Below are 16930 nucleotides of genomic sequence, written 5' to 3' on the forward strand. Positions count from 1 at the left end.
TCCTTAATGTATGACTACTTGCGGTTGCCTAACCGCGACCAAAAGGTGACCGTACTGAAGCAAAGCGACCCTGTTGGAGGAGTTCATTATGAAGTGCACGACGCACCTCAGTCTGACTCACCGCTTTCTTGGATTTCGCTTCACGTTCAGCATATTTTTTCTTAATGGCAGCGATATTATAACCTTCAGAGATATAATCTTTGATTTCAAGCAGACGATCCATGTCATTCAAGGAATACATGCGACGGTTTCCTTCGTTTCGATCAGGTTTAATCAACTCTTGATCTTCATAATAACGAATCTGACGTGCTGATAGGTCGGTCAACTTCATAACACTGCCAATAGGAAAAACAGCCATATTTCGGCGAAATTCTTTTTCCTTCATTTACAATTTCCTTCTTTCTGTCTATTATAGTCTAAAAAAAGACAAACGTCAATTGATAATGTTATAAAATGTAACATTATTTTTCTTTTTTCTCTAAAAAGAGACGAATGCGGTCAATATCGTAATTTACCAGAATTGCGACAAAAACCCCCATAAAAGTTTCAAACACACGCGCAAACACGTACAAAATCGTCTCTCCAGTCGGAATCGATAGAGTAATAATTAACATAGCTGCTACACCACCGATAACACCTGCTTTATTATTCATGGCTACATTTGTCATAATGGTTAACATAGTGCAAATTGGAACCACAACCAAGATCACCCAAAAGGCTTCGTGGAAAACGGTATTTAATAGGAAGAAGACCAGAGCATAAAGGCCACCGATACTATTTCCTAGAATACGCGACGTCCCAAAATGAACACTCTTATCAAAGCTCTCCCTCAAGCTAAAAACGGCTGTCAAAGCACCGATTTGAAGACCTTTCCAGCCAAAAAAGCCAAAAATCAAGAGAACTAGAAAAACAGCAATACCTGTTTTAAAGGTTCGCATACCAAGTTTGAACTGGGATTTATCGAATTTATATTTTTTAAAATAACTCATAATCTCAACTTTCTATTTCCATTTTATCATAAATCGGTGATTTTTATGAGCAATAGTTGAGAGGAAGCGTTTTTATTTCGAGTAAAAGAAAAGAGGAACTTTCATTCCCCTCTTCTTTGATTCATTTAGTTAATCTTATTTTTCTGTCAAGGCTGCAAGTCCTGGAAGAACTTTACCTTCAAGAAGTTCCATTGATGCTCCACCACCAGTAGAGATCCATGAGAATTTGTCTGCACGTCCAAGGTTGATTGCTGCGGCAGCTGAGTCACCACCACCGATGATTGATTTAACGCCCGGTTGTTTCACGATAGCGTCCATCACACCGATTGTACCAGCTTGGAAGTCTGGGTTTTCAAATACACCCATAGGTCCGTTCCATACAACTGTTTTGGCACCAGTCAAAGCTTCATCAAATTTAGCGATAGATTTTGGACCGATGTCAAGACCAAGGAAGCCTTCAGAAACTGCTTCACCTTCAGTGTCACGCACTTCAGTGTAGCCAGCAAATGCGTTAGCTTCTTTTGAGTCAACTGGCAAGATCAATTTACCATTTGCTTTTTCAAGAAGAGCTTTCGCGACATCCAATTTGTCTTCTTCTACAAGTGAGTTACCGATTTCGATACCTTGTGCTTTGTAGAATGTGTAAGTCATACCACCACCGATAAGGACTTTATCAGCTTTTTCAAGCAAGTTTTCGATAACACCAATCTTGTCTGAAACTTTTGAACCACCAAGGATCGCTACGAATGGACGTTCTGGAGTTTCAACTGCTTCTTGGATGTAGGCAATTTCGTTTTCAAGAAGGAAACCAGCAACTGCTTTTTCAACGTTTGCTGAGATACCAACGTTAGATGCGTGTGCACGGTGAGCTGTACCGAATGCATCGTTTACGAAGATACCATCTCCAAGTGATGCCCAGTATTTACCAAGTTCAGGATCGTTTTTAGATTCTTTTTTGCCGTCAACATCTTCATAACGAGTGTTTTCAACCAAAAGAACTTGTCCATCTTCAAGAGCGTTGATAGCTGCTTCCAATTCAGCACCACGAGTTACACCTGGGAAAACAACATCTTGACCAAGTTTTGCTGCCAAGTCTGCTGCTACAGGAGCAAGTGATTTACCAGCTTTATCAGCTTCTTCTTTCACACGTCCAAGGTGAGAGAAAAGAATTGCACGTCCACCTTGTTCGATAATGTACTTAATAGTTGGAAGAGCTGCTGTGATACGGTTGTCGTTAGTGATTACGCCATCTTTCAATGGTACGTTGAAGTCAACACGAACGAGGACTTTTTTACCTTTCAAGTCAACGTCTTTAACAGTAAGTTTTGCCATGTTACAAAAACCCCTTTATTTATTTTATTCGAAACTATTATATCACACTTTGGAAATATAAGGAAAGATTTCACAAGATTTTTCGATATTTAATCTTTGTGACATGCTAGAGTATATTATTTTTGCTTTTGATAACGAATTTTCTTTCTAAAATCTTAGCTTAACACTTGTTAGATTTACTTTTATCCTTTAAAATAGAATAGGAGAAATTCCGTTATTATTTTTCGGAGGAAAAAGAAATGTCCATTAATTGGCAGGAAATTTTATTTCACTTTTTAGGTGGTCTAGGATTATTCTTATATAGTATCAAGACCATGGGAGACGGTTTGCAACAAGCTGCTGGAGATCGCCTTCGTTTTTACATTGACAAGTATACCAGCAATCCCTTTTTAGGTGTTCTAGTCGGGATTGTCGTAACTGCCCTGATTCAGTCAAGTACAGGGGTTACAGTTATCACGGTTGGACTGGTCAGCGCTAGTCTCCTCACTCTTAGACAGGCTATCGGAATTATCATGGGAGCCAACATCGGAACCACCGTTACTTCCTTTATCATTGGTTTCAAGCTTGGTGAGTATGCTTTACCCCTAATTTTCCTTGGAACCATGTTCCTCTTCTTTACAAAAAACAGAACAGCAAACAATATTGGGCGCATCCTGTTTGGTGTAGGGGGAATCTTCTACGCCCTCAACCTCATCAGTGCCGGTATGAGTCCGCTTAAAGATTTACCACAATTCAAGGAATATATGGTAACCTTGGGACAAAATCCTGTGTTGGGAGTTTTGGCCGGTGCGGTGATTACCGTCCTCATCCAGGCCTCTTCTGCGACAATCGGGATTTTGCAAGGGCTCTATGCAGGTGGATTCCTTGACCTTAAAGGTTCTCTACCAGTTCTCTTCGGGGATAATATCGGGACAACCCTAACAGTTATCATCGCGGCAGCTGGAGCCAATGTCTCTGCGAAACGCGTTGCTGCAACCCACGTTACATTTAACGTTTTAGGGACTATTCTTTGCTTAATCTTATTAGGTCCATTTACGTCTATGATTGAGTACTTCCAAGCACTCCTTCACCTCTCACCTGAGATGACCATCGCCTTCTCGCACGGTGCCTTTAACGTAAGTAACACCATTGTACAATTTCCATTCATCGGAGCCTTGGCCTACTTTGTAACCAAGCTCATTCCTGGTGAAGATGAAGTTGTGAAGTACGAGCCACTTTATCTTGATGAGCATTTGATTAAACAAGCTCCATCAATCGCTCTCGGAAATGCCAAAAAAGAACTCCTTCACTTGGGAAATTATGCTTCCAAAGCCTTTGACCTTTCATACAACTACATCATTGACCTCAATGAAAAGGTTGCTGAAAAAGGCCACAAGACGGAAGAAGCCATCAATACCATTGATGAAAAATTGACTCGTTACCTTATTACTCTTTCAAGTGAGGCCCTTAGCCAGAAAGAAAGTGAAGTGCTGACCAACATCCTGGATTCATCCCGTGATTTGGAACGGATTGGGGACCACGCAGAAGCGCTAATCAATCTGACTGACTACCTTCAACGTAAAAATGTTGAGTTCTCTGAAGCTGCTTTGCAGGAATTGGCTGATATCTATCAAAAAACCACTGGCTTTATCAAGGATGCCCTTGACAGCGTGGAAAACAATGATATTGAAAAAGCTCAAAGTCTGATTGAACGCCATAAAGAAATCAACAATATGGAACGTGTTCTCAGAAAGACCCACATCAAACGCCTTAACAAGGGCGAGTGTTCAACGCAAGCTGGGGTCAACTTTATCGATATTGTTTCCCACTACACTCGTGTATCAGACCATGCTATGAATCTGGCTGAAAAGGTCATCGCTGAACAAATCTAATGCTCTTCGAAAATCAAATTCAAACCACGTCAACGTCGCCTTGCCGTACTCAAGTACAGCCTGCGGCTAGTTTCCTAGTTTGCTCTTTGATTTTCATTGAGTATAAGTACCAAGAAGCTATCCTGAATGGGATGGCTTTTTTCTTTTCCTAACCAAGAATTGCTTTTCTACCATATAAAAAATGCTTTGATTCACAATGGAATCAAAGCATTTTAAAGAGCTCCCCATACATAATCGCAGAAGCTGCGGTTCCTCTGTACTTAGCTTCTTCTCTTTTGATAAAGCGAGCCAAGTTGAGCAACTCAGGTGCCGGATGTTTGGGATTTAGGAGCAATTCACGATTGACCAGTCCTGAGAGACGAACTGCCAGCAATTGCTCATTTGTAGTAGGCAGTTTTTTAGCAGTCTCTAGGAGAGCAGCAACTAAATCTTCACTCAAATCATGTCGAGCATGATTGTAAAGATCTTTTATAAGGCTTTCTAGGTTTGGTTCTACCATCCCTACCACCTCCTTAAGTTTAATAATTTTTAATGAAGTCAACTGTTGAACGATCCAATTTCTTCACCAAGGCTTGCAAGAAAGCTTGCGCTTCTAAGAAGTCATCCATAGCGTAGAGGGTTTGATGAGAATGGATATAACGAGCGCAAACACCGATTGTTGTAGATGGGACACCACCATTTTTCAAATGAGCTGCGCCAGCGTCTGTTCCGCCTTTACCACAGTAGTATTGGTACTTGATTCCAGCTTCTTCAGCTGTTGTCAAAAGGAAATCCTTCATACCTGGGAGAAGCAAGTGACCTGGGTCGTAGAAACGAATCAAGGTTCCATCTCCAATCTTGCCTTGACCCCCATAAACATCACCAGCAGGTGAGCAGTCAACTGCTAGGAAAACTTCTGGGTCAAACTTAGTTGTGGAAGTATGAGCACCACGAAGACCAACTTCTTCTTGGACGTTCGAGCCAAGATAGAGTTCATTGCCAAGTTTTTGACCTGACAAGGCTTCAGCTAGCTCGCTAACCATGAGAACCCCGTAGCGATTGTCCCAAGCTTTTGAGATGATATTTTTTTCATTGGCTGTCAAGATTGCAGAACTATCTGGTACGATGGTGTCGCCAGGACGGATGCCAAAGCTTTCTGCCTCAGCCTTATCCGCAAAACCACCATCAAAGACGATATCTGCAATAGCAGGCATGGTTGGTCCACCCTTTCCACGAGTCAAATGTGGAGGGACAGAACCCGAAATCACAGGAATTTCACGACCGTCACGAGTCAAGAGTTTGAAACGTTGGCTGCTAACCACCATAGGATTCCAACCACCGATTTCTACCACACGGAAGGTACCATCTGGCTTGATTTCGCTGACCATAAAACCAACTTCATCCATGTGAGAAGCGACCAAGACGCGCGGTGCATCTGCAGCTTCTGAATGTTTAATCCCGAAAATACCACCCAAGCCATCTGTCACCACTTCATCCACGTGCGGTGTCAACTTTTCACGAAGATAAGCACGGACAGGTGCTTCATGACCTGAGATCGCAGCAAGTTCTGTTACTTCTTTGATTTTTGAAAATAATGTTGTCATTTCAGTTCCTTCTTTCTTTCATCCATTTTACCACTTTTTATAGGAGAAGGATAGCGGGAAGGTGGATTTCTAAATTAGTATCTTAGTCTTACTGTATCTTAGAAAAAGCTTGTATTTTCTTGCATGTGAGGTGAAATCTAAGAACTATTCCAGGACCAACTAAACTATTAATTCCCAAACAAAAAAACAATTCAATACTATATTTGTTCAGTTTTTCATTGAATTTGCAGAAAATAGTTGACTTTGCCTTCTTATTTCTTTAAAATAGTACAAAACTAGGAAAAGGAAAAAATCATGACCAAAACAATTCTTGTTACAGGTGGAGCTGGCTACATTGGCTCCCATACCGTTAAAGCTCTTTTAAATGCTGGCTATCAGGTACATGTTCTAGATAATCTCTCTACAGGAAATCGTTCAGCTGTGGATAGTCGTGCTAGCTTTAAGCAACTAGATGTTTATGATTCTAGTGCCCTAAAAGCTTACTTAGAAGAAAATCAGATTGATGCTGTTCTTCATTGTGCAGGTGAGATTGTTGTGAGCGAAAGCATTGAAAATCCAAGTAAATACTTCACTGCCAATGTTGCTGGTATGAACCAAGTTCTCAAAGTCTTGTCTGAAGTTGGCATTCAAAAAATTATGTTCTCTTCGACTGCATCTCTCTATGGTAATAACTGTATTGACAAGCCAGCGACTGAAGATACCCTGCTCGACCCTGTCAACCCTTATGCAGAGACAAAACTGATGGGTGAACGAATGATTTACTGGATGGCCAATCGCTACGACTGGAAATATGTCATTTTCCGTTACTTTAATGTAGCTGGGGCTGAAATGGATGCTTCAAACGGCCTGCGTGTGAAAAATCCAACTCACATCATCCCTAACATCAACAAGACTGCATTGGGACAAAATGATAGCCTAAAAATATTTGGAGATGACTACGATACACGTGACGGTTCATGTATTCGGGATTACATCCATGTCTTGGACCTTGCACAAGCCCACGTTAAAGGGATGAATTACCTCTTTCAAGAAAACAGTTCTTCTCAAATCTTTAACCTAGGAACTGAAAAAGGCTATACCGTCAAAGAAATCTTTAAAACTGCTGAAGAATTGCTGGATCAAAAAATCCCACACGAGATTGTTGCGCGTCGTGCTGGTGACCCAGCTAGCGTCCTAGCAGATGCATCAAAAGCTAAACAATACCTTGATTGGCAGGCTAGCTACTCCCTCGAAGATATTATTTTATCTGATTATCGTTGGCGAGTTAAAGAAGGTAAAAATATTTTAGAATAAGAAAACAGAGGAGAAAGTCCTAGTGCTCTCTCCTTGTTTTATTCATTAAATTGTCAGAAAATTTATTGACAGATTAAAGAAATCGTGTTACAGTAATATCCGCAGGTATCTTTCGATACCAAATCTACATGAAAGGACTGGGTATGAAACTTTCTCATTATTTAATTGGCTTACTTCTACTCCTAGTCTTTCTCTCTATTAGCATTGGAACCAGTGATTTTTCTTGGGGAAAGCTTTTTGCTCTGGATCATGAAACTTGGCTCCTCTTTCAAGAGTCACGTCTTCCAAGGACGATTAGCATTCTCCTGGCTGCTTCTAGTATGAGTATGGCAGGGCTCCTCATGCAGACTATTACTCAAAATCAGTTTGCTGCTCCAAGCACAGTTGGGACCACTGAAGCCGCCAAACTAGGAATGGTACTGAGCCTCTTTGTCTTTCCGTCGGCTAGTCTGACCCAAAAGATGCTCTTTGCTTTTGTTTCATCCATCTTATTTACCCTCTTCTTTCTGGCCTTTATGACTATTTTTACCGTAAAGGAAAGGTGGATGTTGCCCTTGATTGGGATCATTTATAGTGGAATTATCGGTTCTGTGACAGAAGTTATCGCCTATCGTTTCAATCTGGTTCAGAGTATGACAGCTTGGACCCAGGGCTCCTTCTCCATGATTCAGACCCATCAGTATGAGTGGCTCTTCTTAGGGCTCATTATCCTGATTGCCGTTTGGAAATTGTCCCAAACCTTTACCATCATGAATCTAGGAAAGGAAACCAGTGAAAGTTTGGGAATTTCCTACTCCCTACTTGAAAAACTGGCCCTCTTTCTGGTTGCGCTAACGACAAGTGTCACCATGATTACCGTGGGTGGCTTGCCTTTTCTCGGGGTCATCGTTCCCAATCTTGTTCGCAAGCGCTACGGAGATAATCTAAGTCAAACCAAACTCATGGTCGTACTGGTTGGTGCCAATCTGGTCCTAGCCTGCGACATCCTCTCTCGAGTTCTGATTCGGCCCTATGAGCTGTCTGTCAGCCTCTTGCTAGGAATCATCGGCAGCCTTGTCTTTATCCTACTTCTTTGGAGAGGGGGACGAAAAGATGCAGTCTAAAAGCAAACATAGCAAACTCTTCTGGATTCTCATTATTCTGGCCATCGGAGCTTGTCTGCTCTACTTTTGGCCCATCACCCACCTGTCTGCCTTTGCTTGGAAGTTGCGTTCCCAAAAGATAGTTGTTTATCTCTTGGTAGCAATCGCGACAGGAATTTCGACCATTAGTTTTCAAACCCTGACGGAAAATCGCTTCCTGACACCAAGTATTTTGGGAATCGAATCCTTCTACGTCCTGCTACAAACCATACTACTGGTTTTTGAAAGCAAATTTCTACAGCTTGGGAAGTCTCCTATCTTAGAATTTCTAGTCTTGCTTCTTGTCCAATCCCTCTTCTTTCTCGCCTTACAAGGCTACTTGAAGACGCTGATGAAGCAAGACCTGGTCTTCATCCTGCTAATCTGTCTAGCACTGGGAAGTCTCTTTCGAAATATCAGTACCTTCCTTCAGGTTCTAATGGATCCAAATGAATACGATAAACTGCAAAACAGTCTCTTTGCTTCCTTTCAACACCTCAACACTTCCATCCTAGCCATCGGTTCTCTGATCATCCTCGCTTTGACAATCTTTTTCTTTCGAAAAGCAGTCATTCTAGATGTCTTGCACCTGCAAAGAGAAACAGCTCAGATATTGGGACTCGATGTTGAAAAAGAACAGAGAGAGCTCCTCTGGGGCATTGTACTTTTGACTTCAACGGCCACTGCCTTGGTAGGGCCTATGGCCTTCTTCGGCTTTATGCTGGCCAATCTCACCTACCTGATTGTCAAAGATTATCGGCACAAGTTGCTCTTTATCGTAGCCATTCTGATTGGATTTATCAGTTTGACCTTGGGGCAAGCCCTGATTGAAAGAGTCTTTGCACTAGAAATTCGCATCAGCATGATCATCGAGAGCGTGGGTGGTCTCTTATTCTTTATCTTACTATACAGGAGGGCGCGTCAGTGAAACTAGAAAACATTGACAAATCCATTCAAAAACAGGATATTTTGCAAGACATTACCCTTGAAGTCAGTCCTCAGAAACTGACAGCCTTTATTGGTCCAAATGGTGCTGGAAAATCAACTCTCCTCTCCATCATGAGCAGACTGACCAAGAAGGATCAGGGAATTCTCAGTATCAAAGGCCGTGAAATCGAGAGTTGGAATTCACAAGAACTAGCTCAAGAACTCACTATCCTAAAGCAGAAAATCAATTACCAAGCCAAATTGACGGTTGAAGAACTGGTCAGTTTTGGACGATTTCCCTATAGTCGAGGTCGACTGAGACCAGAAGATTGGGAAAAAATCCGAGAAACTCTGGACTATCTGGAACTGACCAACCTAAAAGACCGCTACATCGATAGTCTGTCTGGAGGCCAGCTCCAGCGGGTCTTTATCGCTATGGTACTGGCCCAGGATACAGACTTTATCTTACTAGACGAACCACTCAACAATCTCGATATCAAGCAAAGTGTTAGTATGATGCAGATTCTCAAGCGACTGGTGGAGGAACTCGGCAAGACCATTATCATCGTCCTCCACGATATCAACATGGCCAGTCAGTATGCAGATGAAATTGTCGCCTTCAAGGACGGTCAAGTCTTTAGCAAAGGAACAACCAATCAAATCATGCAGGCTGACCTGCTCAGTCAACTCTATGAGATTCCCATCACGCTAGCGGATATCAATGGCAAAAAGATCTGTATCTATAGCTAATAACATATAAGTTCAAGTTAGAGAACCTTCAGTCTCTTAGTCAATAAGACCAAGAGACTCCTTAAATCGTTATCACATTTTAAAAAGGAGAAATTATGAAAACATCCCTTAAACTTTATCTCACTGCCCTAGTGGCCAGCTTCTTGCTCATACTTGGTGCATGTAGTACAAACACAAACTCAAGCACTAGCCAGTCGGAAACAAGTAGCTCTGCTCCAACAGAAGTGACCATTAAAAGTTCGCTAGACGAGGTCAAACTTTCAAAAGTCCCTGAAAAGATTGTGACCTTTGACCTTGGTGCTGCGGATACTATTCGTACTCTAGGATTTGAAAAAAATATCGTTGGAATGCCTACAAAAACCGTTCCAACTTACCTAAAAGACCTAACTGGAAAAGTTAAGAATGTTGGTTCTATGGTTGAGCCAGACCTAGAAGCCATTGCTGCCCTTGAACCAGATTTGATTATCGCTTCACCACGTACCCAAAAATTTGTTGATAAATTCAAAGAAATCGCTCCGACTGTTCTTTTCCAAGCAAGCAAAGACGACTACTGGACTTCAACTAAGGACAACATTGAGTCCTTAGCAAGTGCCTTTGGTGAAACTGGTACACAGAAAGCCAAGGAAGAATTGACCAAGCTAGACAAGAGCATCCAAGAAGTCGCTACTAAAAATGAAAGCTCTGACAAAAAAGCCCTTGCTATTCTCCTCAATGAAGGAAAAATGGCTGCCTTTGGTGCCCAATCTCGTTTCTCTTTCTTGTACCAAACCTTGAAATTCAAGCCAACTGATACTCAATTTGAAGATTCTCGCCACGGACAAGAAGTCAGCTTTGAAAGTGTCAAAGAAATCAATCCTGACATCCTCTTTGTCATCAATCGTACCCTTGCCATCGGCGGGGACAACTCAAGCAACGATGGCGTCCTAGAAAATGCCCTTATCGCTGAAACACCTGCCGCTAAAAATGGTAAGATTATCCAACTAACACCAGACCTCTGGTATCTAAGCGGAGGCGGACTTGAATCAACCAAACTTATGATTGAAGACGCACAAAAAGGCTTGAAATAAGCAACTTCAAACTCATACTCTTCGAAAATCTCTTCAAACCACGTCAACGTCGCCTTGCCGTACTCAAGTACAGCCTGCGGCTAGTTTCCTAGTTTGCTCTTTGATTTTCATTGAGTATCAACTAACATCTTTACATGATAAAACGCATCCTATCAGAATCACTCAAACCTGATAGGATGCGTTTTTATCATTTCACTAAAATATTTTTACCTAGCCTCATTTTTCTTCTTGATTCCGTTTAAGGGAAAAATGGTCTGGGACGGGGTCCTTACCTGTTTTCGACCAGGGATGGCAACGTAAAATCCGAGCCAAGCCCATCAAGACACCCTTAAAGCCATGTTTTTCAATAGCCTGAATCATGTAGTTTGAACAAGTCGGCTCAAAGCGACAAGAAGGTGGAAAGGCTGGCGAGATAAAACGTTGGTAAAAGCGCACAGGCGCTATTAAAATTCGTTTCATTATTTCTTGGTTACAGCCATGGTGTGTAGTTGGCTGATTTCTTTTTTATTCAGACGACGAGATTCTCCTGGACGAAGACCTGTCAAATCTAGATGTCCGAAACGTGTCCGAGACAACTTGTCCACTTGAAGACCAACAGCTTCAAACATTTTTTTAACCTGATGGTTACGTCCTTCATGGATGGTCAACTGCACTACTGAGCGATTTTTAACTGGGTCCACTTTGAGAATTTCATAAACAGCCGGCTTGGTTTTCTTGCCATCAATCTCAAGACCACGGGTCAAGGGGCGGAGATTATCCTTATTGGCCACACCTTTAACACGCGCGACATAGACTTTATCAATCTCATTACGGGGATGAATCATTTCATCCGTAAAGTCCCCATCATTGGTCAAAATTAAAACACCTGATGTATCCCAGTCCAAACGTCCCACAGGGTAGATGCGCTCCTTCACGTTGGGCAAGAGGTCGACAACCGTCTTGCGGCCCTTGTCATCTGTCACACTGGAAATGACACCGCGTGGTTTGTTAAGCAGATAATAGACCTTTTCTTCGTTGTAGATAGGTTGGCCTTCAACTTCAACCTTGTCGCCTGACTTGATGGTCGTTGCTAGTTCACGCACCACTTGGCCGTTAACCGTCACCAAACCTTGCTTGATCAGCTCTTCTGCTTTTCTCCTACTGGCCACACCTGCGTGGGCAATATACTTATTGATTCTCATCTTCTTCTATCCTTTCACCAAATAATTGGCTTTCTTGGGCTTGAATCTCAAGCTCATCAATCACTGGTAATTCTTCCAAATGGTTAATTCCCATGTAATCCAGGAAATAATCCGTAGTCACATAGAGGTTGGGGCGACCCAACACTTCTTTTTTCCCGTCTTCTTTAATCAAGTCAAAAGCCTGCAACTTTGCCAAGGCCCCACTCGAGTTTACCCCACGAATGGCATCAATTTCTATCCGTGTGATGGGTTGCTTGTAGGCAATGATGGACAAGGTCTCAAGGGCAGCCCGAGACAAGCTCTGGTTAATAGGCGCTTTGGAATATTCCTTTAAAACCTCTGAAAACTGAGGCTTGGTCACCAATCTATAAGCCCCACCTGTCTCAATCAGAGCCAAACTGGAATCTGGGTCATTTTCATACTTCTGGACTAACTTTTCTATACTCTGTTGGATGCCTGTCGGTGGCAGAGAGAGGAGTTCAGCTAACTGGCGGACTCTAATCCCATCTTCACCCGCTACAAACAAGAGCGCTTCTATTTTTGCTAAAGTACTCATCTTTCCTCTCTATCAAGTCTAGCTTTTGGCCACTTGACTTTCTTCCTTCTTTTCCATGAGATAAATATCTCCGAAACTTTCCTCTTGCACAAGAATCAGCTCCTGAGTTTTGATTAACTCTAGGGTTGCCAAAAAGAGGGTAATGACCTCTTGGACATTCTGAGCTTCCTTGAACAAATCCTGCAAGCGCAATTGATCTCGTCCAGTCAAGGACTCTTTCACGATAACCATCATGTCCTCAATCTTATACTCATCCCGCAAGATAGTCGTGTGATTCTGGGCAAACTCCTCTTTTTTCTTTGCTAGGATATTTGAAAAAGCCAAAAAGAGGTCAATGGTCGTCTTGTCATGCACAAGCTCCGCATCTTCGTAAATCAACTCTGTCGGCGCTTTGGAATAATACTGGGCCCGCTCTTGGTGCTTAGCTTCCAAGTGATCCCCCAAGAGCTTGAACTTGCGGTATTCTTCGATTTGAGAGAGAAGGTCCTGCTCCAGGTCATCCTCCAAGTCTGTCACTTCTGCTACCTTTGGCAAGAGCTTGCGGCTCTTGATCAACATGAGCTGACTGGCCATGACCATGTACTCGCCCGTCACTTCCAGACGCATGGCCTGCAGGGTTGAGACATAGGCTAGATACTGCTCGATGACTTCTGTGATAGGCACATCGTAGATATCCATCTGGTACTTAGAAACCAGGTGCAAGAGCAAGTCCAATGGCCCTTCAAAATCTTTTAATTTAATATCCATTATCTATATTTTTCTAAGGTCAGAACTGTTTTTAATCCTAATTTTTTTGCAATTTCGTACAAATCGACCTTGTTTTCTATTTGTCTTAGAATGAACTGTTCCCGCAAGGCTTGGGCCGACAGAGCTGGAAAACCTTTCTCCTTGACAAAAGCTTCTAACTGACGAAAGGCCCACTGACGGGAATAGGCTTTCCCTCCCCTTTCAAAAAGATAGGTCTGGCCCATCAAGGGCTCTAATTCTGAAAGCAAAGTTGTGGGAATGGTAACAATCCTCTGTTGGGAAGCCTTCTTGATTCGCAACACCTGAAAATCCAGATTGATATCCTCAACCTTGAGAGCTAAAATCTCACTCGGTAAGAGCCCCATTTCTAGAATTAAGAGCGCTAGCAAGCGACCCTCTGAATAGTCACTTTCTTGCCAAAAAGAGTCTAGGTCTAACAGTTCTGGCTTTTCGGTCTTCTTTTCAGCTTGTTTAGCTAATTCCAAACGATAAAAGTTATCCACTTCTCCTTTTTGATAGAGAAAGTAGAGAAATTGGTTACAGGCCGAAATCTTTCGCTTCTGGGCGCTGATTTTTAGATTGGCTAGTTGGACTTGGTAAATCTTGAGACTGGTCTCAGAAATCCGCTCGCCTACCAAATCTAAAAATTGTTCCAGATCATACTTATAGGACTGCTTGGAATTGGCAGACAGACCCTGCTTTTCCTCTAAAAAGGCTGAAATCCTGTCTCTCATTTGCATCGAATCTCATATTCCTTACTAAAGTCATGCAAGAGGGCATTGACTGCCTTGAGGATAGACTTGCGCGTGATAATCCCTTGGAAAATACCAGACGCATCCACAACCGGCAAGAAGGACTCATCTACCAGCTTATGCAAGACCTCCGTAATGGTAAAATCAGGCGAGACGACCGCTACGTCCGTTCTCGTCATATGAACGATATCCGTATCTGCCATGATTTCTTGACTCAAATCATGCTCCATCTGATAAGCCATAATATCTCTGAGCCCAATCGTCCCAACAAAGTGTTTTTCATCTGTCACAACAGGAACACGGGTATAGGTCATCTGACTGAGCAAGAGGGTCGCGTGATCTGCATTGTGGGTATCAATCAACACGGCTAGATTTTCAGCAGGGGTCAAAAAAGTTTCTTCTTGCCCCAACAAGAAAGTCTCAAACTCCTTGGCAATCATCGGCTAAACTCCTTGGACAAGCCCGGATACACCTCATGGTCTCGTGTCAAAAAGTCGACTTTAAAGTAACTGTCATCAATCTCCACACGAGCATAGAGACATTCTCTGATAGATCCACGTGGTTGACTGATAGAACCTGGATTTAGAAAGAGGGTCTTGCCTTCCATCCAAGCACTTGGCACATGCAAGTGACCATAGAGGCAAATATCGGCCTCTTCTTCCTGAGCCCAGTAGTCCAACTTTTGAAAATTGAAATTAATGTCAAACAAATGTCCATGAGTTTGGATAATCTTGGTTGAACCAAGCTCAGTCACCAAACGTTCTGGGTAACCTGCATAGAAGTCCATGTTCCCTTTAACAACGCGGATGCCCTCCCAAAGTGGAGAATCCGGACGCAGTTCAGAATCGCCGTTATGAAAAACAGCGTCAACTTTGCCCACATAGCGATTACGGATTTCTTCCACAATCAAGCTATCGCCATGAGAATCGCTCATTACAATGATGGTTTGCTTTGCCATGATGGAAATACCTCCAAAAGTTTCTTAACGGCTAAGGCACGGTGAGATTGACTATTTTTTTCTTCAAGGGTTAATTCAGCTGAGGACTTGCCTGTCTCTCCTACAAGGAAGAGAGGATCGTAACCAAATCCATTTTCACCCTTAGGTTCAAAGTTAATGTAGCCTGGCCAGTCTGCTTCAACAACCAAGCTTTCCTTGTTTGGACTGGCCACGACTAGGGTTGTATGGAATTGAGCCGAGCGGTCCTTGAGTTCAAAGACCATGGCCAATTCGTGCAAGAGTTTGGCATTGTTTTCACGGTCAGTAGCTCCCACTCCTGCGAAACGTGCTGACCAGACACCTGGCAAGCCACCAAGGACATCAACTTTAAGTCCAGAATCATCTGCCAGAACCATCTTGCCCGTTAATTGGGAAATGGTTTCTGCCTTGAGACGGGCATTTTCTTCGAAGGTCATGCCTGTTTCTGCTACTTCAGGCAAGTCAGGATAGTCATTGAGGTTTTCCACATCGTAGCCTAGCTTGTCAAAGATAGCTCGAAATTCCTTGGTCTTGCCTTCGTTTCGAGTCGCAATCAATAAGGTTTCTCTGACCTTGTTTGTCTCAAAGAAATCATGAACATTGACCCCTTCTTTAGGCAATTCTACATGCAGGAGTTGCCCATTTTCAACCAAGAGTAAAGCCCCCTGACGTTGGATGACTTCCACATTTCGTCCCATTTCTTGGTTGAGGATATCTACCACAAAAGACAATAAACGGTAGAGAGAACCATAGCGTAAAACAGTAACAGAAACAGGAAAACCTCGATCCTCATCTCGAAATCTTTGGGCAAACTCCAATAGAGGAAAATCCAAGTCATCATCCGTCAACGTCCGGACGCCACCAAAAATACCATAGGACCCAACATACCAGTCCTGGTCATCCTTGTATTCATAAATTTTATTTGTCATAATTCTACATGCTCCACATAAATCTCTTTTTCCAGCCATTCTTCACCAATTTGTGCAAAACTTTGGCTGCTGGCTGTTGTGTAAAAACGGTGATGAAGTGGTCCAACATCGCGACCACGATTGATTTCAAAATAATTAAGTAAGACTGAGATATCCCGTACACACTCTGCCCCACTATCAATGAGGTGAACCTTGGGCCCCATGACATTTTGGATGATGGGGCGAAGGAGTGGATAATGGGTACAGCCCAAAATCAAGCTATCTACCTTTCCAACCAAGGGACGCAGGGTTTCATAGACCACTTTCTTGGTAACACTGGTTGACAGAGCACCAGACTCCACCAAGGGAGCAAACTTGGGACAGGCCAAGCTCTCCACCTGTAAGTCCGGATCCAAATCATGGATTTTCTGACGGTAGATATCTGATTGTACCGTCATGGGTGTTCCAATCACTCCGATTTTCCCACCTTGACTGGACTTGATAGCTGCCGAAGCTCCTGGCAAAATCACACCTAGGACAGGAATATCTAGTTGAGCCTTAATTTCTTCCCAGACGACCGCAGTCGCAGTATTACAAGCAATGACAATCATTTTGACATCCTTGGTCAAGAGAAAGTTGACCAACTGCCAAGTATATTCACGAATTTGCTCAGCAGGACGGGGCCCGTAAGGCGCCCGTGCCGAATCTCCAATATAGACGATTTCTTCATGGGGAAGTTGGCGCATGAGCTCGCGCACAACGGTCAAGCCCCCGACACCCGAATCCAAAAAACCAATCGGTCGATTATCCATACAGTCTTCTTTCTAGTCTTTTTTCTGATTGATAGTTCATTATGATTACCGTTCCTTATGAACTG

20 protein-coding genes are annotated in these 16930 nt (G+C 42.8%); 6 read left to right on the forward strand and 14 right to left on the reverse strand.

Annotated elements, in window-relative coordinates; genetic code table 11:
- Positions 1 to 28: 28 nt before the first annotated feature.
- The 3 genes from glnR to pgk form a co-directional block, all read right to left on the reverse strand.
- Positions 29 to 385, reverse strand: a complete 357-nt coding sequence (gene glnR / locus O3636_RS05530) for a transcriptional repressor GlnR (RefSeq protein WP_000659548.1) — start codon at positions 383 to 385, stop codon at positions 29 to 31.
- Between the two features lie 76 nt (positions 386 to 461).
- A complete protein-coding gene (locus tag O3636_RS05535; RefSeq protein ID WP_371642107.1) occupies positions 462 to 989 on the reverse strand; it encodes an aromatic acid exporter family protein in 528 nt (175 codons plus the stop codon).
- Between the two features lie 135 nt (positions 990 to 1124).
- A complete protein-coding gene (pgk, locus tag O3636_RS05540) occupies positions 1125 to 2321 on the reverse strand; it encodes a phosphoglycerate kinase (RefSeq protein WP_001096743.1) in 1197 nt (398 codons plus the stop codon).
- 239 nt (positions 2322 to 2560) lie between these two features.
- On the opposite strand from pgk, the gene O3636_RS05545 reads away from it, so the two are divergent.
- Positions 2561 to 4192, forward strand: coding sequence for a Na/Pi cotransporter family protein (locus tag O3636_RS05545; protein WP_061759313.1), 1632 nt, complete (start codon positions 2561 to 2563; stop codon positions 4190 to 4192).
- A gap of 202 nt (positions 4193 to 4394) precedes the next feature.
- Here O3636_RS05545 and O3636_RS05550 read toward each other — a convergent pair whose 3' ends face one another.
- Positions 4395 to 4691, reverse strand: coding sequence for a bacteriocin immunity protein (locus O3636_RS05550; RefSeq protein WP_084954033.1), 297 nt, complete (start codon positions 4689 to 4691; stop codon positions 4395 to 4397).
- 19 nt (positions 4692 to 4710) lie between these two features.
- On the reverse strand, positions 4711 to 5775 hold the full coding sequence (gene pepA / locus O3636_RS05555) for a glutamyl aminopeptidase (RefSeq protein WP_371642109.1): 1065 nt from the start codon (positions 5773 to 5775) through the stop codon (positions 4711 to 4713).
- A gap of 294 nt (positions 5776 to 6069) precedes the next feature.
- Between pepA and galE the strand changes: the two genes are divergently transcribed.
- The 5 genes from galE to O3636_RS05580 all read left to right on the forward strand — a co-directional run bounded on the left by galE (position 6070) and on the right by O3636_RS05580 (position 10933).
- A complete protein-coding gene (gene galE, locus O3636_RS05560; RefSeq protein WP_371642111.1) occupies positions 6070 to 7068 on the forward strand; it encodes a UDP-glucose 4-epimerase GalE in 999 nt (332 codons plus the stop codon).
- A 143-nt stretch (positions 7069 to 7211) separates the two neighbouring features.
- Positions 7212 to 8171, forward strand: coding sequence for an ABC transporter permease (locus O3636_RS05565; RefSeq protein WP_371642113.1), 960 nt, complete (start codon positions 7212 to 7214; stop codon positions 8169 to 8171).
- Positions 8161 to 9117 carry an iron chelate uptake ABC transporter family permease subunit gene (locus tag O3636_RS05570; protein ID WP_371642115.1) on the forward strand — a complete coding sequence of 319 codons (957 nt, stop codon included), beginning with the start codon at positions 8161 to 8163 and terminating at the stop codon, positions 9115 to 9117. Before O3636_RS05565 ends, O3636_RS05570 begins: the two co-directional genes overlap by 11 nt.
- A complete protein-coding gene (locus O3636_RS05575) occupies positions 9114 to 9866 on the forward strand; it encodes an ATP-binding cassette domain-containing protein (RefSeq protein ID WP_261012930.1) in 753 nt (250 codons plus the stop codon). The genes O3636_RS05570 and O3636_RS05575 overlap by 4 nt, the downstream gene beginning before the upstream one ends.
- Positions 9867 to 9961: 95 nt before the next feature.
- Entirely contained in the window at positions 9962 to 10933 is a 972-nt protein-coding gene (locus O3636_RS05580; RefSeq protein ID WP_371642117.1) for a siderophore ABC transporter substrate-binding protein, read from the forward strand.
- A 216-nt stretch (positions 10934 to 11149) separates the two neighbouring features.
- Here the strand turns inward: O3636_RS05580 and yidD are convergent, their stop codons facing one another.
- From yidD to racE, 9 genes are read right to left on the reverse strand one after another with little or no spacing between them, the layout of a single operon-like run.
- Entirely contained in the window at positions 11150 to 11392 is a 243-nt protein-coding gene (gene yidD / locus O3636_RS05585) for a membrane protein insertion efficiency factor YidD (protein ID WP_000821624.1), read from the reverse strand.
- Positions 11392 to 12114, reverse strand: a complete 723-nt coding sequence (locus O3636_RS05590) for a pseudouridine synthase (RefSeq protein WP_001222228.1) — start codon at positions 12112 to 12114, stop codon at positions 11392 to 11394. The genes yidD and O3636_RS05590 overlap by 1 nt, the downstream gene beginning before the upstream one ends.
- Positions 12101 to 12670 (reverse strand): SMC-Scp complex subunit ScpB, encoded by a 570-nt coding sequence (scpB, locus tag O3636_RS05595; protein WP_371642119.1) that lies wholly within the window; start codon positions 12668 to 12670, stop codon positions 12101 to 12103. Before scpB ends, O3636_RS05590 begins: the two co-directional genes overlap by 14 nt.
- Positions 12671 to 12688: 18 nt before the next feature.
- Positions 12689 to 13417, reverse strand: coding sequence for a segregation/condensation protein A (locus tag O3636_RS05600; RefSeq protein WP_371642121.1), 729 nt, complete (start codon positions 13415 to 13417; stop codon positions 12689 to 12691).
- Complete coding sequence (gene xerD, locus O3636_RS05605) at positions 13417 to 14151, reverse strand: site-specific tyrosine recombinase XerD (RefSeq protein ID WP_371642123.1); 735 nt, start codon at positions 14149 to 14151, stop codon at positions 13417 to 13419. Before xerD ends, O3636_RS05600 begins: the two co-directional genes overlap by 1 nt.
- Positions 14148 to 14609 (reverse strand): cyclic-di-AMP-binding protein CbpB, encoded by a 462-nt coding sequence (cbpB, locus tag O3636_RS05610; protein WP_000560711.1) that lies wholly within the window; start codon positions 14607 to 14609, stop codon positions 14148 to 14150. Before cbpB ends, xerD begins: the two co-directional genes overlap by 4 nt.
- Positions 14606 to 15127 carry a metallophosphoesterase gene (locus O3636_RS05615; RefSeq protein ID WP_371642125.1) on the reverse strand — a complete coding sequence of 174 codons (522 nt, stop codon included), beginning with the start codon at positions 15125 to 15127 and terminating at the stop codon, positions 14606 to 14608. The genes cbpB and O3636_RS05615 overlap by 4 nt, the downstream gene beginning before the upstream one ends.
- Positions 15103 to 16074, reverse strand: a complete 972-nt coding sequence (locus tag O3636_RS05620) for a nucleoside-triphosphate diphosphatase (protein ID WP_261054278.1) — start codon at positions 16072 to 16074, stop codon at positions 15103 to 15105. Before O3636_RS05620 ends, O3636_RS05615 begins: the two co-directional genes overlap by 25 nt.
- A complete protein-coding gene (gene racE, locus O3636_RS05625) occupies positions 16071 to 16865 on the reverse strand; it encodes a glutamate racemase (RefSeq protein WP_261054277.1) in 795 nt (264 codons plus the stop codon). The genes O3636_RS05620 and racE overlap by 4 nt, the downstream gene beginning before the upstream one ends.
- Between the last annotated feature and the right edge of the window lie 65 nt (positions 16866 to 16930).

This window comes from Streptococcus sp. 27098_8_76 (genome assembly GCF_041432315.1).
GTDB lineage: Bacteria > Bacillota > Bacilli > Lactobacillales > Streptococcaceae > Streptococcus.

Coding starts and splice junctions, on each gene's coding strand:
- pepA (WP_371642109.1), bottom strand. CDS start 5,775: ATGACAACATTATTTTCAAAAATCAAAGAAGTAACAGAACTTGCTGCG.
- O3636_RS05580 (WP_371642117.1), top strand. CDS start 9,962: ATGAAAACATCCCTTAAACTTTATCTCACTGCCCTAGTGGCCAGCTTC.
- O3636_RS05590 (WP_001222228.1), bottom strand. CDS start 12,114: ATGAGAATCAATAAGTATATTGCCCACGCAGGTGTGGCCAGTAGGAGA.
- O3636_RS05535 (WP_371642107.1), bottom strand. CDS start 989: ATGAGTTATTTTAAAAAATATAAATTCGATAAATCCCAGTTCAAACTT.
- O3636_RS05545 (WP_061759313.1), top strand. CDS start 2,561: ATGTCCATTAATTGGCAGGAAATTTTATTTCACTTTTTAGGTGGTCTA.
- cbpB (WP_000560711.1), bottom strand. CDS start 14,609: ATGATTGCCAAGGAGTTTGAGACTTTCTTGTTGGGGCAAGAAGAAACT.
- galE (WP_371642111.1), top strand. CDS start 6,070: ATGACCAAAACAATTCTTGTTACAGGTGGAGCTGGCTACATTGGCTCC.
- racE (WP_261054277.1), bottom strand. CDS start 16,865: ATGGATAATCGACCGATTGGTTTTTTGGATTCGGGTGTCGGGGGCTTG.
- xerD (WP_371642123.1), bottom strand. CDS start 14,151: ATGAGAGACAGGATTTCAGCCTTTTTAGAGGAAAAGCAGGGTCTGTCT.
- yidD (WP_000821624.1), bottom strand. CDS start 11,392: ATGAAACGAATTTTAATAGCGCCTGTGCGCTTTTACCAACGTTTTATC.
- O3636_RS05620 (WP_261054278.1), bottom strand. CDS start 16,074: ATGACAAATAAAATTTATGAATACAAGGATGACCAGGACTGGTATGTT.
- O3636_RS05615 (WP_371642125.1), bottom strand. CDS start 15,127: ATGGCAAAGCAAACCATCATTGTAATGAGCGATTCTCATGGCGATAGC.
- O3636_RS05550 (WP_084954033.1), bottom strand. CDS start 4,691: ATGGTAGAACCAAACCTAGAAAGCCTTATAAAAGATCTTTACAATCAT.
- O3636_RS05565 (WP_371642113.1), top strand. CDS start 7,212: ATGAAACTTTCTCATTATTTAATTGGCTTACTTCTACTCCTAGTCTTT.
- O3636_RS05600 (WP_371642121.1), bottom strand. CDS start 13,417: ATGGATATTAAATTAAAAGATTTTGAAGGGCCATTGGACTTGCTCTTG.
- glnR (WP_000659548.1), bottom strand. CDS start 385: ATGAAGGAAAAAGAATTTCGCCGAAATATGGCTGTTTTTCCTATTGGC.
- O3636_RS05570 (WP_371642115.1), top strand. CDS start 8,161: ATGCAGTCTAAAAGCAAACATAGCAAACTCTTCTGGATTCTCATTATT.
- pgk (WP_001096743.1), bottom strand. CDS start 2,321: ATGGCAAAACTTACTGTTAAAGACGTTGACTTGAAAGGTAAAAAAGTC.
- scpB (WP_371642119.1), bottom strand. CDS start 12,670: ATGAGTACTTTAGCAAAAATAGAAGCGCTCTTGTTTGTAGCGGGTGAA.